Annotated in this window: 16 protein-coding genes; 14 read left to right on the forward strand and 2 right to left on the reverse strand. The window is 60.3% G+C overall.

Annotation, left to right across the window (positions count from 1 at the left end):
• Positions 1 to 301, reverse strand: a 301-nt coding sequence (locus K288_RS46710; protein WP_160169007.1) for a transposase, incomplete at its 3' end; no start/stop codon positions are given.
• 159 nt (positions 302 to 460) lie between these two features.
• Here K288_RS46710 and K288_RS50875 point away from each other — a divergent pair.
• Positions 461 to 736 (forward strand): hypothetical protein, encoded by a 276-nt coding sequence (locus K288_RS50875; RefSeq protein ID WP_244443272.1) that lies wholly within the window; start codon positions 461 to 463, stop codon positions 734 to 736.
• Positions 737 to 784: 48 nt separating this feature from the next.
• Here the strand turns inward: K288_RS50875 and K288_RS0127340 are convergent, their stop codons facing one another.
• Entirely contained in the window at positions 785 to 970 is a 186-nt protein-coding gene (locus tag K288_RS0127340; protein ID WP_027582429.1) for a hypothetical protein, read from the reverse strand.
• Between K288_RS0127340 and K288_RS52665 the strand changes: the two genes are divergently transcribed.
• From K288_RS52665 to K288_RS0127425, 13 genes are all read left to right on the forward strand, one after another.
• Positions 945 to 1,178, forward strand: coding sequence for a hypothetical protein (locus tag K288_RS52665; protein WP_152535696.1), 234 nt, complete (start codon positions 945 to 947; stop codon positions 1,176 to 1,178). The genes K288_RS0127340 and K288_RS52665 overlap by 26 nt on opposite strands.
• 537 nt (positions 1,179 to 1,715) lie before the next feature.
• Entirely contained in the window at positions 1,716 to 1,973 is a 258-nt protein-coding gene (locus K288_RS50880; RefSeq protein WP_084799748.1) for a hypothetical protein, read from the forward strand.
• A complete protein-coding gene (locus K288_RS0127360) occupies positions 1,936 to 3,219 on the forward strand; it encodes a phage terminase large subunit (protein WP_027582431.1) in 1,284 nt (427 codons plus the stop codon). The genes K288_RS50880 and K288_RS0127360 overlap by 38 nt, the downstream gene beginning before the upstream one ends.
• An 839-nt stretch (positions 3,220 to 4,058) precedes the next feature.
• Positions 4,059 to 4,385: a hypothetical protein gene (locus tag K288_RS0127370; protein WP_152535697.1), complete on the forward strand. Its 327-nt coding sequence runs from the start codon at positions 4,059 to 4,061 to the stop codon at positions 4,383 to 4,385.
• 12 nt (positions 4,386 to 4,397) lie between these two features.
• A complete protein-coding gene (locus tag K288_RS0127375) occupies positions 4,398 to 5,075 on the forward strand; it encodes a hypothetical protein (RefSeq protein ID WP_152535698.1) in 678 nt (225 codons plus the stop codon).
• A 632-nt stretch (positions 5,076 to 5,707) separates the two neighbouring features.
• The gene (locus tag K288_RS53710) at positions 5,708 to 5,875 is read left to right on the forward strand and encodes a hypothetical protein (RefSeq protein ID WP_160169008.1); all 168 of its coding nucleotides are present in this window, start codon (positions 5,708 to 5,710) and stop codon (positions 5,873 to 5,875) included.
• A 709-nt stretch (positions 5,876 to 6,584) separates the two neighbouring features.
• Entirely contained in the window at positions 6,585 to 7,373 is a 789-nt protein-coding gene (locus K288_RS55680) for a GNAT family N-acetyltransferase (protein ID WP_343208598.1), read from the forward strand.
• A 304-nt stretch (positions 7,374 to 7,677) separates the two neighbouring features.
• Positions 7,678 to 8,835, forward strand: coding sequence for an acyl-CoA dehydrogenase family protein (locus tag K288_RS0127400; protein WP_201449733.1), 1,158 nt, complete (start codon positions 7,678 to 7,680; stop codon positions 8,833 to 8,835).
• Positions 8,836 to 8,845: 10 nt separating this feature from the next.
• Positions 8,846 to 9,394: a flavin reductase family protein gene (locus K288_RS0127405; RefSeq protein WP_027582437.1), complete on the forward strand. Its 549-nt coding sequence runs from the start codon at positions 8,846 to 8,848 to the stop codon at positions 9,392 to 9,394.
• A 328-nt stretch (positions 9,395 to 9,722) separates the two neighbouring features.
• The gene (locus tag K288_RS0127410; RefSeq protein ID WP_027582438.1) at positions 9,723 to 10,457 is read left to right on the forward strand and encodes a Crp/Fnr family transcriptional regulator; all 735 of its coding nucleotides are present in this window, start codon (positions 9,723 to 9,725) and stop codon (positions 10,455 to 10,457) included.
• 120 nt (positions 10,458 to 10,577) lie between these two features.
• Complete coding sequence (locus K288_RS52670; protein ID WP_152535699.1) at positions 10,578 to 10,847, forward strand: hypothetical protein; 270 nt, start codon at positions 10,578 to 10,580, stop codon at positions 10,845 to 10,847.
• A gap of 113 nt (positions 10,848 to 10,960) precedes the next feature.
• Entirely contained in the window at positions 10,961 to 13,057 is a 2,097-nt protein-coding gene (locus K288_RS0127420; RefSeq protein WP_027582439.1) for a molybdopterin oxidoreductase family protein, read from the forward strand.
• A 69-nt stretch (positions 13,058 to 13,126) separates the two neighbouring features.
• The gene (locus K288_RS0127425) at positions 13,127 to 13,909 is read left to right on the forward strand and encodes an enoyl-CoA hydratase/isomerase family protein (protein ID WP_027582440.1); all 783 of its coding nucleotides are present in this window, start codon (positions 13,127 to 13,129) and stop codon (positions 13,907 to 13,909) included.
• The last annotated feature ends 4 nt before the right edge of the window (positions 13,910 to 13,913 follow it).

Below are 13,913 nucleotides of genomic sequence, written 5' to 3' on the forward strand. Positions count from 1 at the left end.
GGGCTGCGATCATCATGAAGTCGGCGCGCTCGATGCACGCCTTGGCGATGCGCCGGGAGGAGTAGATGCCGCTCGCATAGCCGTTGAGCAGCAGCGCCACCATCAGGCGCGGATCGAACGGCGGCTGGCCGAGTGCACTCGTGTAGCTGCTGATAATCTCGGTGAGGTCGAGGCTCTCCCGCACCAGTTCCACGATGAACCGTGACAAGTGGTCCCTCGGTACGAAATCCTGCACGCTGGGCGGCAGAAGCTGCGGCTGATCAATCTTCCAGAGGCGAAAATACTTGCTCATCGCCGCCAATAAAATCAGACTCCCACCCAATTGAACAGGGACTACTCGGACAGGCTCCTAGTCGACCAAATGCATCAACGGGCAATTTGTTCCACTTGCGAGCGCGGAACCTCCGAGCCCGCGAGGATTTGTTCGTTGGGCCAAGTGAACTCGATGGAGAAGAGTCCTTTGATCGGAAATCGTTCGAACCGACACGGCGGGGTACCGCTTTTGGTCGCAGTGGCGGTAGCCGCAGCCGGCGTGCTCGGTATTTTGGTGGTCGATCATGGTCCATGGAGCAAGCCGCGGGTGCAGCCGGCCGCGACGGCCAATTACTCCACAACAGGGGAAGCTGCACGAGCGGCAGGCGCCACGGTGATGCCGACGGAGCCGAAGCCTCCGATCGAGCCTGCTGCGCCCGGCCCGAAGCCCGCGCACCCTGCCAACTCCACAGTGCCGCAATGAGCCTCGAGGCTGGTTTGGTCTTCCGCGGTCACGCGGGATCAGCACGGTTCAGCGGATGCTGACGAACTTGCCCCAAGCGGCTGCGATAATGGCGCCCACCAGCACATAGTGCGGACTGTCGCAGAACATTCCGCCATAGCGACAGACGTCGGAGCTGAATGGGCCGAGCTGATGGTTGCCAGCGGCATAGAACAGCCCCGATAGAATCGTGAGCACGACAGCAGCGAAATACATAGACGGTCTCCCTGCCATACGATCGAAGATCGGCGTACTGGCCAACGCCGGTTCGCTTGTGCCGATCGGCGAACTGCTCGCGCTTGCCGTGGCGCTTCGCCGCGTCGCCCCAACCGAGGAGCAATACCGTCGCAAGGATCGGTTTCATCTTGGCGAAGTTGTTTCTCCGCATTTTGCGTATTTTGTTTACGCACCAGAAAGCGTTTGACGCGTCGGGCAAATCAGGAGCATAAGGACATCGTCGCGGAATACGTGAATGCCCGCAGCGGAAATAACCGCTGCGGGCATTTTGCTGTCGCGGCCTCCGACCACCGATGATGCGCAGCCGGATCGCTGCTTGGCCACGTTTAACTCGGACGTTGACACGTCGGGCAAATCACGGGCATAAGGACATCATCGCAAACATTGTGAAGCCCGCGCGGAGAAATCCGCGGCGGGCTTTTTCTTTTCCGTTTTTCGAATCGGACGACGGCCGCGCGTCACGACGCCACATCTCCGTGCCCGACGCCGCGCGTCGCAAGCGCGCCGTCGTCCGAACCACTTCCACCATCGATCAGCCGGCGCGCGCGAACGCGCCGGCGTGCGGCCTGGCGTGGATGCGCCATGGCCGCAAGCGGCCCCCGACGCTCCAGGGGATAAGGTTCGCGCCGAAATGATCGCTGTCTCCGAGCGATCTGCCGCAAATTCAATACGCCGTCGCACGCAAGCGAAGCGATACGAACCACCCGATCTGCATGAGACTTAAGTGGCAAAAACCCTCACCGAGATACGCTCGCTGGCCCGCAGTCATACCAGGACGGCGTTGAACGTCCTGGTCGGCATCATGCGCAGCAAAGATGCAACCCCGGCCGCACGCGTGTCCGCCGCCAACGCCATTCTCGATCGCGGCTGGGGCAAGGCCCCGCAGGCAATCGAGAACAGCGGTGACGGCCAGCTAGAACTCGTCCACCGAATAGAGCGCGTCATTGTCCATCCTGAAAATTCCGACCGCGAAAGCATTTGAACCGCTGCTGCAACCCGGCCGATACAAGGCAGTATTCGGGGGCAGGGGCTCGGGAAAATCCCATTTCTTTGGAGAGCTTCTGGTCGAGACCTGCCAGGCCGAGCGCGGCACGCTCGCGGTCTGCATCCGCGAGGCGCAGCGGACGCTGGCGCAATCCTCGAAACGCCTGATCGAAGGCAAGATCGCCTCGCTCGGCATCGCCAGCGGCTTCAAGCTGTTTGCCGACAAGATCGAGACGCCGGGCGACGGTATCATCATCTTTCGCGGCATGCAGGATCACACGGCGGACTCGATCAAGTCGCTGGAGGGCTTTCGCATCGCCTGGGTCGACGAGGCGCAGTCACTGAGCGCACGCAGCCTTGCGCTGTTGCGTCCGACCATCCGTGCCGAAGGCTCAGAATTGTGGGCGAGCTGGAATCCACGGCGCAAGACCGACGCAATCGACGACTTCCTGCGCGCGCGAAAGCCGCCGGGCGCGATCGTCGTGCACGCGAACTGGCGCGACAATCCCTGGTTTCCGGCCGTGCTGGAAGAAGAGCGGCGGACCGACCTGTCGCTCTATCCCGATCGCTATGATCACATCTGGGAGGGAGATTACGTGCGAGCGTTCGAAGGCGCCTATTTCGCCGAGATGCTGACGCAGGCGCGGAAAGAGGGACGCATCGGAAAGGTCTCCGCCGATCCGCTCCTGCCCTTGCGCGCCTTCATCGATATCGGCGGCTCCGGCGCGACCGCCGACGCGTTCACGATCTGGGTCACGCAGTGGGCGGGAGCTGAAATTCGCATCCTCGACTATTACGAGAGCGTCGGTCAGGTGTTGGCCTTCCACGTCAATTGGCTGCGCTCGCGCGGCTATCAGAACGCGATCCTCTATTTGCCGCATGACGGCGTCGCCACCAACAACGTCACCGGCAAGCGCTACGAGGACCATTTGCGCGAGGCCGGCTTCACCGTCGAACCGCCGGTCAAGAACCAGGGCCGCGGCGCTGCGATGATGCGGATCGAGGCGCTGCGCCGGCTGGGCCCGCAGATATGGTGGAATGAAGCCACCACCGAAGCCGGCCGCGACGCCATCGGCTTCTACCACGAGCGCAGGGACGAGACGCGGAATGTCGGGCTAGGGCCGGAGCACGACTGGTCCAGCCACGCCGCTGACGGGCTTGGATTGATGGCGATTTGTTACGAACAGCCGGGAAGGGCGGCGTTCAACCGGCCGATCCGGTATACGGAGCAGGGGTGGGTGTAAGATGATCGCGGCGTGCTGAGATGTGGGTGTCCACTTATGGCATCCACGCAGCAGCTTGTCCGGCGCCGCAAACATAGGCGACGACACATGGCGATGCCAATGTTCGCAGGTTGATGTTGTTCCCTATATGTTCTATCGTCCTCAAAGATACTTCAATGGGCCCTGCCTGGAATGAATACCGCACGAAGAACCTGGTTCGCTGCTGTCCTCTCCCTCGGAGTTGTACCCACACTTCTCTATGCATCTCAGATGAAGGAGGCGCGGGGCGACCCGGCTTCGTGTCTCGCGAGAGTAGCATCCTATGTCACGGAGCTGGATCAACTGTTAGCCAAGGAAAGAAACTGGATTACCCCGTTCGTGGAACTTAACCGTCGATACATGCCGTTTGAAGGTTGCGAGGTTGGCTCTTTGTTGAAGGAAGTTGCGCCATCGCGTTTCCTTCAACCGATAGAGTACAGCCCTCGAACAAAAGAATACCTCATTCATTTTTCGAGTGACGATGTTCTGGTTGGTTTCGAATATCTTGTCTCCGAAGGAAGATCGAACGCCGGGACCACCTTGTTTGTTCGCAAGTAGCAATCCGACTGCGTACTCGCGACGTCGCAGAAGCAGGTCGAAAAGGAGATTCGTTTGGTAGCCCGATCGCATCGAGGCATCAGCCTGCCTGGTGCCGCAAACAGTGCGCCCGACACACGCGTGCGGTAATCGACCTTCCATACGTTCTATAGCGCAACGTCATCTTTGAGTGGGGCCTTCTTGGAATGAATACCGCACGAAAAATCTGGTTCAGTCTCATCCTCCCTCTCGCAGTTGTAACCACTCTTCTCTACGGACCTCAGATGAAGCAGGCGCGGGGCGACCCGGCTTCGTGCCTCGCGAGAGTAGCGTCCTATGTCACGGAGCTGGATCAACTGTTAGCCAAGGAAAGAAACGAGATCACTCCGTTCGACGAACTCAACAAGCGATACACGCCGTTTGAAGATTGCGAAGCAGATGCGCTGTTAGTCGAGGCTTTGCGATCACGTTTTGCTCTACCCATAACCTACAATCCGCGATCGAAGACATATCTCGTCGAGTTCTCTAGCAAGGATGTCAGGGTGGGCTTTGCCTATCTCGCTGCCCAAAGAAAATCCGAAACCCACTTTGCGCTATGGACAAATAAGTAATGGAAGTACGACGTGTCTGAAAAAATCTTTCTTACCTATACAAACGCAACGGCTGTTCCTTATCAAGGATCGGTTCTCGGACGCCATGTCGTTGTGAACTACATCGATTCTGACGGCAATCACCATACGCTCGAGGGAGTGCCACAGCATAAGTTTGATCACAACATCGGAAAGCTGGTGGCATTCCTTCGGGAGGAGATGCTGTCGGACGGCATCGACAATGGCGACTCGCCTTTCAAGCGATTGAAAGCACGAGAAGGCCGAGATCGCAATCTCGCGTCGACCCAGCCACATACGATGATTGCCGAAGGTGATGACCTGAGATCTCGGTGGGCTCAGATGCGTCGGTTTGCCGATGAGGTCAATTCGGTCGACTATGAATATCGCCCGTATTCGCAGAACAGCAATTCGTTTGCAGCGGGCGCATTAAGGCGTGCCGGATTTTTCGGACCGGGAACGCAATTTCCAGAGGTCTTCGATCGTCTCCACGTCGTCGATCCGGCTAGCGGCGAAACGCGTGCGGTTCGTATTCCAGGTTTTGATCGGCGCTTGGCAAATCCGATCGATGTGACGGCCGTGCGTTCAGACGGACAAGCAGCGGCGTTGCGAGATCGCGAAAGTTCTCTCGACGATCGCTTCGGAAATTGGCGTTCATCCTCTACGGGGAGCGTCCCACAAGATATGGATTGATCCGCGCGATTACCTGCGGTCGAGGGACCTCCGGGCACGATCAACGATCCGCCAGTCCGATATCTAAGGCGCGTCGCCAGCAGGTCGGATGCATCCGATTTTGATCGAGGTGCACCGGCTATCCAGTTCGCTCCGTCTGATCGCCTCCTCTCAACTGGTCGACCAACCACATTCAACAGCCGATTCGGTGACTGGACCGCGTCGCCTCAAGCCAGCGCTCCGCGCAGTCCGTATCAGCCGACGCCATCCCAAACCGGCAGACCGCTCGGGCTCGTGTCCGGCGAGCCGATGCCGGACTACCCGTTTCCACCGCCGATCTGGGACTTTCCAACTAACTCCGCACCTGGCACCGAAGATCGGGAGGAATGGCTCATGCGGTTGTTTTCGCGTCGTTGATGCTCAGGTCAGGACGGCTGAGAGCTACGAGGCAATTCGGACTGCCTTCGTGGTATATAGATTGCTTCGCTTCCACATTCGTCGAGCTCTCGGTGAAGAACCAGGCCGCGGCGCTGTGGTGATGCGGAAGGCGCAGCGCCGGCGGGGTTGAGCGTTGGGCGCTGGAGCGATTGGGCCTTCTCGTCGGCGCACGAAAATCCCGTCTGGACATGAGACCTGCGTACTCCGGAGAAACAATGGGCGTTTTTCAACTGATCGCCATGGTTGGCTTGCTCGCTGTCGTCGGCGGAGTATTCCTCGTCAACAGGAGCGTCGCGCCTCACGCGCCTTTGGCGGGATTGAGTATCGCGGCGTTTGGGATTGCCATGCTCGTGGTCGTCGCCGTTCGGCAGTTGTTCGTCTAGCCCTGCGGCCCGGCTCATAGATCACCCGGCAAGCGCGATCGGCGCGCTACCGCGATCTGTTGTCGACAGGGTGACGGGAGCGCCACCGCCCAGCGAACTGGCTCCCGCCAACCCCGCGTCGTTCGACGATCGTTTTGGCAACTGGATCTCGTCTCCGGATGTCGGCGCACCACGCGTGCCCTATCAGGGCGTACCGGTGTCGCCAGCCGGTCGGCCGCTCGGGATTGTTCCGGCGAGCCGATGCTCGACTACCCGTTTCCCCCAGTGATCTGGGGCTTTCCGGAAGAAACGGTGAAGCAAGGTGCCGGACGTTGGGCCGGCTGGAATCCAAAGTCCGCGACCTGGAAAAAGACGGCGCGCTAACTCAATTCAGCTTGGAGGTGCCGACCGGATTGGGTTGCGGCTGCTCCAGCATCTTCAGCGGTGTGTCGATGGCGTTGCGCGGCCACGCGCGTGCTCCCGGATCATGAGTTCGAGACAAGAGTCTGGCCGCGCGGCATCTCGCAAGAAGCGACCGGCGGTCGGCTGCTGAACGCGCCGGCGGCACACCCGATTGCGTCCGGCACGCGTTTCCTTTCATTTCAGACCAAGGCAAGTCTCAATGGCAAAAATGTCCACCTCCGATCTCAAGGCGATGCTCGCCTCCGAAAAGGCCGGCGCGCTGGCCGCGATCTCGGCCGCGCGCCTGGCCGAGGAGCGCGCCGACGCCATGGACTATTATCTCGGCGACATGCGCAAGGACATGCCGGCGCAGGATGGCCGCTCGCGCGCGGTCTCGACCGACGTCGCTGACACAATCGAGGGTCTGATGCCGTCCCTGATGGATATCTTCGCGGGCTCCGACGAGGTCGTCCGCTTCGAGCCGGTGGGGCCTGAGGATGAACCTGCCGCGCAGCAGGAGACGGACTACGTCAACCATGTCTTCATGCAGCAGAACCCCGGCTTCATGATCCTCTATTCCTTCATCAAGGATGCGCTGCTCTCGCCACCGGGTTGCTTGGGGCGATCTGGCTCGGCGTCAAGGCGACCCTTGCCAAGTGAACGCCAAGTGATTGGAGGGAATTCACAGATGTATCGAATTCGCGAGGTCGACGGCCAGGATGAAGACGTCGCGGACACGCTTGCCGAGCTGCATCAGCTGACGTTCTTCGACCGGGCGCGCGTTCCGGCGTTCGATCAGGGACACTGGTGGCTGGCCTTCGACGGAGCCGAGCCGGTGGCGTTTGCCGGACTCGTTTCTTCGACGCATGTCGACAACGCCGGTTACTTTTGCCGGGTTGGTGTATTGAGACAGCATTGCGGCCGGTGCCTCCAACTGCGCTTGATGCGCGCCCTGGAGACTCGTGCGCGCCGAAATGGATGGCATTCGATCGTTTCCGATACGACAGACAATATCGCCTCTGCCAACAACTTCATCCGTGCGGGGTATCGGCTGTACGAGCCGGAGGCTCCCTGGGCATGGCCGCACACCCTGTACTGGCGGAAAACCATGGGGTGATCCTCGACGCGATCTGCCACTATGGGCGTCCGCCAGGCCGCACAAGGCCGGCAGGTCCGCCGACAGGTTCCGAATAAGCCCGGTGGCCGTCTGGCCACCGGGCTTATTTTGATTCCAGGCGTCAGTTCGTTCACGTCGGTATGCTGCGAGATGTCTTGATCCGTGTTGTTCAAGCGATAAACTGCTGACGGTCTTGGCCACTTTGGGATCAGAAAGGCCGAGCAGGAAAACGCCAATGGCAACAGAAGGCCGCAGGCCCGGTGGAAGCTCGCCTATCGAGCGGCAAGCAGAAGATTATGTGGCCATGGTTGCCCGTGCCAGGGCCCTCATTCCGGCGCTTCGCGAGCGGGCGGCAAGGACCGAGGAGTTGCGGCGCCTGCCGGCGGAGACCGAGTACGACCTGCATAACGCCGGCCTTTTCCGGATCCTGCAGCCAAGGCGCGTCGGCGGCGCGGAGCTCGACTATGTCGCGCTGATCGATTGTGCCGATGCGCTGGGGCAGGGCGATGCTTCCGTAGCGTGGAATTTCGCCAATCTGGCGAGCCACCACTGGATGCTTGGGATGTTCGATCCGCAGGCGCAGGATGTGGTCTGGAGCAAGGAGCCGAATACTCTGATTGCGTCCTCCTTCATATTCCCTGCCGGCCGGGCGCGGAAAGTCGATGGTGGCCACGTGTTGACTGGAAGCTGGTCATTCTCGTCGGGTGTCGAATCCTGCGAATGGAACATGCTCGGCAGCGTGGTCTCCTCCGATGACGAGGCTGATGGAGTCGAATACCGGATCTTCCTGCTTAACCGGCGAGACTACAGGATCAAGGATATCTGGAATGCGACCGGCCTGCGTGGGACCGGATCGAACGGGGTCGAGGTCGAGGAAGCCTTTGTGGCAAATGCGATGTCGATCGCGGTGAGCGATCTTGCGGGCGGGCCGACGCCTGGCAGTTCGGTCAATCCGAACGCGCTCTACGCGCTGCCGGTGTTCGCGCTGTTTCCTTATGTCCTGTCAGGCGTTGGCCTCGGCAATGCACAGGCCTGTCTTGACGACTATATCGAGATCGCCCGCCACCGCGTTTCGACCTCCAATCGCACCAAGCTTGGCGATATGCAGAGCACACAGATCAAGATCGCGGAAGCTTCCGCCAAGATCGATGCGGCGCGCCTGATCATGCGATCGAACTGCATCGGCGCGATGGCGGACGCACGGAGCGGCCATATCCCCGACATCGCCGCCAAGACCGGGCTGCGGCGCGATGGCGCTTTCTCGGTCAATCTCTGCAGCGAGGCCGTGTCGCTGCTGTTTGCCGCAAGCGGGGCGCGCAGCCTTTTCACCTCGGGTACGCTGCAGCGGCAGTTCCGCGACGCCCATGCGGTCAATTCACACCTTGCCTTCAATTTCGATGCGGCAGGGACCAACTATGGACGTGTGGCGCTGGGCTTGCCGTCCGAAAATCTGACGCTCTGAGGTTCACCGGATGTCTGACGTACCCAAGCATCCGGCCGACCCGGCCAACGAATTTGCCAGCGGCAACTCACCGATCGACCCGCGGGATTTTCGGAATGCGTTGGGCACCTTCGCGACCGGCGTCACGATCGTCACGGCGATGGCCACGGACGGCAGGCCGTATGGCGTCACCTGCAACTCCTTTGCGTCGGTATCGCTAAATCCGCCGCTGGTGTTGTGGAGCCTCGGCCTGTTCTCACAGGGGCTGCCCATCTTCCAGAATGCGAGCCACTTCACGGTCAATGTGCTCGGTGCGTCCCAGCAGGCCTTGGCGTCGCAATTTGCAAAATCCTCAAATGATAAGTTCGTCGGGGTGAGCTGGACGCCTGGACTGGGGAATGCGCCCGTCATCACCGACAGCGTCGCCAACTTTCAATGTCGTGCCGTAAATCGCTATTATGGCGGCGATCACGTCATATTCCTGGGTGCGGTTGAGGCCTATTCCTATAATCGGCGGGAGCCCTTGCTGTTTGCGCGCGGGACGTTCGGTCACTTTCTCGCGGACGAGGGCGGCAAATAGACCCGGATGGCCTCGGGTGACGAGGCCTGATCTGCACGGCAGCGCTCCTCCAAATTGACGCGGTCACTTTGGAGGCTGAAGCTGAAATTAGTTAAGTTTGTCGTAGAGTTGTCGAACGTGTCGCACGTTCCGTCCAGGTGGCAGATGCAGACGAGAGCTACTTGGGCGAGACGGGAAAAGGCCTCCGGACGGCTGGCTTCCCACGTCGGGACCGGAGCGTTACACTCACATCCACGTAGAAAGCTGCTTTCCAGTTGAAAAGCCGGTTTCAGTTGACTACGGAATAACTACATCCCAGGCAGTTTTTGCTTTCGGAGTTGTAACGAGCGTGCCCCAGGATAAAACGGGCGAGACTCGCGGATTTTCGACCAGCAAATTGTCGGTTCTCCGCAAGCATCCGTACTTTGTCGATCTCGAACCCGAGGCGTTCGAGCAGCTGTGTCGTTACGCCAAGCACACGACGCTGAAACGCGGAGCTGCGATCTTCTCGAAGGGTGATCCAGGCACAAGCCTGTTTGCAGTGATATCGGGCACGGTGAAGATCAGCATCTCATCGCCTGATGGCCGCAACGCGATCCTGAACTTGATCGAGGCCGGAGAGATCTTCGGCGAGATCGCAGTGCTCGATTCAGGGTTGCGGACAGCCGACGCTACCGCGAACAGCAATTGCGAACTTTTCATCATTGATAAGCGCGAATTCATTCCCTTCGTCCGAAGCCAGCCGGCGCTAGCGATGAAGTTCATCGAGCTCCTGTGCATACGGCTGCGCTGGACCAGCGATCAAGTCGAACAGGTCATCCTCCAAGACCTTCCAGGCCGGGTCGCCAGCGCCTTGCTTCGCCTTACTGAGAAGCACAAGCCTGAGCCGCAAGGTCGTGTCATTGCCATCACCCAGCAAGAGATCAGTGAGATGGTCGGCATGACCCGCGAAAGCATCAACAAGCAGCTTCGGGTATGGGCCACGCGTGGCTGGGTGCGGCTCGAGCATGGCGCGATCGTGGTGCTGAAGCCCGAAGAACTACAGACACTGGTCGATTCTGGATCGGAAAACGGCAGCGAATAGCTCCGTGACATCTCTCACAAGGCGGTGAGCTCGTCGGACCTGTGACGCCATTCACAGGGCCTCGGCGTGCGTTGCGGTAACCCGGGCATTGCGGACCACATCCGCAATGCGGAGAGATTCATGCACGACTCATTTGGCGAGCCTCCTGATGACGACCAGGACAGTTGTCAAAGCCGGAGCATCAAGCTCATTGCTTTGCCTTTGCTCATCGTCACCGCCCTGACCGGCATCGTGGTTAGTCATCCGTCCGCTATGAAATGGGTTTCGGATACCGCGCAAGTCGCGCCTGCTGGCCCAGACTTCGTCGGCCCAGATATCATCCCGGACACTCCCCGGCCGACACGACTTGCTCAGCCGGCGAATCGAATCCGCACGCTTCCCGGCTATTGATGCTGCTGCTTGGCGGAACCTGACTTGGCCCTTGCACGGCGTATGCTCGTTGGCAGACAAATTCCCCACAAATCCCTCTCGGCGGGACCGGAATTTGGTGTTACCAATTTGAGATGAACGAGCACGCCAAGATCGACATTCGTCATTCGACCTGCCCGCACGATTGCCCATCGGCCTGTGCGCTCGACATCGAGGTGATCGAGGGCCGCTCGATTGGCCGGGTCCGCGGCTCAAAGTTGCAAACCTATACCGCGGGTGTCGTCTGCGCCAAGGTGGCGCGTTATGCCGAACGTATCCATCATCCCGAACGGCTCCTCTACCCGATGAGGCGAACCGGGCCGAAGGGCTCGGGCCAGTTTGCCCGGATTTCCTGGGACGAGGCGCTAGACGAGATTGTCGCGCGCTTCAATGCGGCCGAACACGAATTCGGAGCCGAGTCGATCTGGCCCTATTACTACGCCGGCACCATGGGGCTCGTGATGCGTGATGGCATCAACCGCCTGGCGCATGTCAAGAAATACTCCCGCTTCTATTCCACGATTTGCGCGAACATCGCGCGTGTCGGCTTTTCAGTCGGCACCGGCAAGATCGCCGGCGTTGATCCGCGTGAAATGGGTGTCTCCGACCTCGTCGTGATCTGGGGAACCAACCCGGTGAACACCCAGGTCAACGTCATGACGCACGCGATGCGCGCCCGGAGAGAGCGGGGTGCCAAGATCGCCGCGATCGATATCTACAACAATGACACGGTGAAGCAGGCTGACGTGAAGATCGTCCTGCGGCCCGGCACTGATGCTGCTTTCGCCTGCGGCGTCATGCATGTGCTGTTTCGCGAAGGGTACGCGGATCGGGCCTACATGGATTGCTATACGGACTGCCCGGACGAACTGGAAGCGCATCTCGCCAGCAGGACTCCCGAATGGGCTTCGTCGATATCAGGCGTGCCGGTGGAGGAGATCGAGGCTTTCGCTCGTCTGGTCGGCCGGACCAAACGCTCGTTCTTCCGCCTGGGCTACGGCTTCACGCGAAGCCGAAACGGTGCGGCGCAGATGCACGCGGCGCTCTGCATTCCGGCGGTGACCGGCGCCTGGCAATATGAAGGCGGAGGTGCGTTCTTCAACAATGCCGCGATCTGGAAATTCAACGAATCCATCATCGAGGGACATGACGCGATTGACCGCACCACGCGTTGGCTCGATCAGTCGAGGATTGGACGTATCCTGACCGGCGACGCCGAAGCCTTGAAGGGTGGACCGCCGGTCAAGGCGATGCTGATCCAGAACACCAATCCGGTGACGGTGGCGCCGGAGCAGACTTTGGTGCGCGAAGGGTTTGCCCGGGAGGACCTGTTCGTGGCAGTCCATGAGCAGTTCATGACCGAGACTGCCGCCATGGCCGATATCGTCCTGCCCGCGACGATGTTCATGGAGCATGATGATCTCTATTACGGCGGCGGTCACCAGCACATCTCAGTTGGACCCAAGCTGATCGAGCCTCCGGCCGAATGCCGCAGTAACCATCAAGTGATTCAGGCGCTGGGGCGCCGCCTCAATGCGGTCCATCCGGGCTTTGAGATGTCGCCGCGTGAATTGATCGATGTGACGCTGAAGAAGAGCGGCCATGGCGATATCGAGAAGCTGGAGGCGGATCTGTGGCGTGACATCCAGCCGGATTTCCGCACCTCGCACTACCTCGACGGCTTTGCGCACGCGGACAAGAAGTTCCATTTCAAGGCCGATTGGGCGCATCCGCCTTTCGGGACCGCTGGCCTGGGGCCATGGGACCAGATGCCGTCGCTACCCGACCATTGGACCATTATTGAGGAGGCCGACGCGGAGCATCCGTTCCGGTTGGCAACCTCGCCGTCACGGAGCTATCTGAACACCAGTTTCAATGAGACGCCGGGATCCAGAGCCCGCGAGGGTAAGCCGACGGTGATGATCCATCCGGACGACGCAGCGGCCCTTTCGATTGCCGACGGCGATGCGGTGACGCTCGGCAACACACGCGGCGAAACGACGCTGACGGCGAAACTGTTCGACGGCCTGCGTCGCGGCGTACTGATCGCCGAATCGATCCACCCGAACAAAGCCCATATCGGTGGCCGCGGCATCAATACGCTGACCGGTGCCGAAACGGTCGCTCCTGTCGGTGGTGCCGCGTTTCACGACAACAAGGTTTGGGTTCGGAAGGCCCGGGTCTCGGCCTAAATCGCCCTTGCAGTCGGCCGCGATCCTGCCGCAAATGGTTGCCCGAAACGGCAAGAACAGGCGGGCAAGATGACCGAGAGCAGCAGCGTGATCCTTGAAAAGCGCGGCCAGGCGTTCTGGATCACGATCAACCGGCCGGACAAGCGCAATGCCCTCAATGGTGACGTGATTGCGGGCATCGCAACAGGCTACCGCGCCGCTCATGATGACAGCGACGTCCGCGTCATCGTGTTGACGGGAGCAGGAGACAAGGCCTTCTGCGCCGGGGCTGACCTGCAGAACAGCGGCGCTGCCTTCGCGATGGATCACTCCAAGCCGAACGTCGACTACGCTGATCTGCTACGGCTCTCGCAAAATTCGACCAAGCCAGCGATCGCGCGCGTAGGTGCCGTGTGCATGGCCGGCGGCATGGGCTTGCTATGCATGACCGACATGGCCGTGGCTGCCGACCACGTGATCTTCGGCCTCCCTGAGGTGAAGGTCGGCGTCTTCCCGATGCAGGTGATGAGCCTTTTGCAGTCGATCGCGCCCCGGCGCCTTGTCAACGAATGGGCGCTCACCGGCGAGCCCTTTGACGCCGAGGCGGCGCAGGCCGCAGGACTGCTGAACTATGTGGTGCCGGCCGCAGAGCTTGACGCAAAGGTCGAGTGGTTGATCAACCGCATCGTCGACAAGTCGCCGACTGCAATCCGGCGCGGCAAATATGCCATGCGCGCAATCGCTTCGATGTCGTTCGACGAGAGCATCGCCTATACCGAAAGCCAGATCGCGCTATTGGCGATGACCGAGGATGCCAAGGAAGGCCTCAAAGCGTTCAGCGAGAAGCGCAAACCTTCCTGGCCCGGGCGATAGAGCA

It is taken from the genome of Bradyrhizobium sp. Ai1a-2 (genome assembly GCF_000426245.1).
In the GTDB taxonomy this organism is placed as follows: Bacteria; Pseudomonadota; Alphaproteobacteria; order Rhizobiales; family Xanthobacteraceae; genus Bradyrhizobium.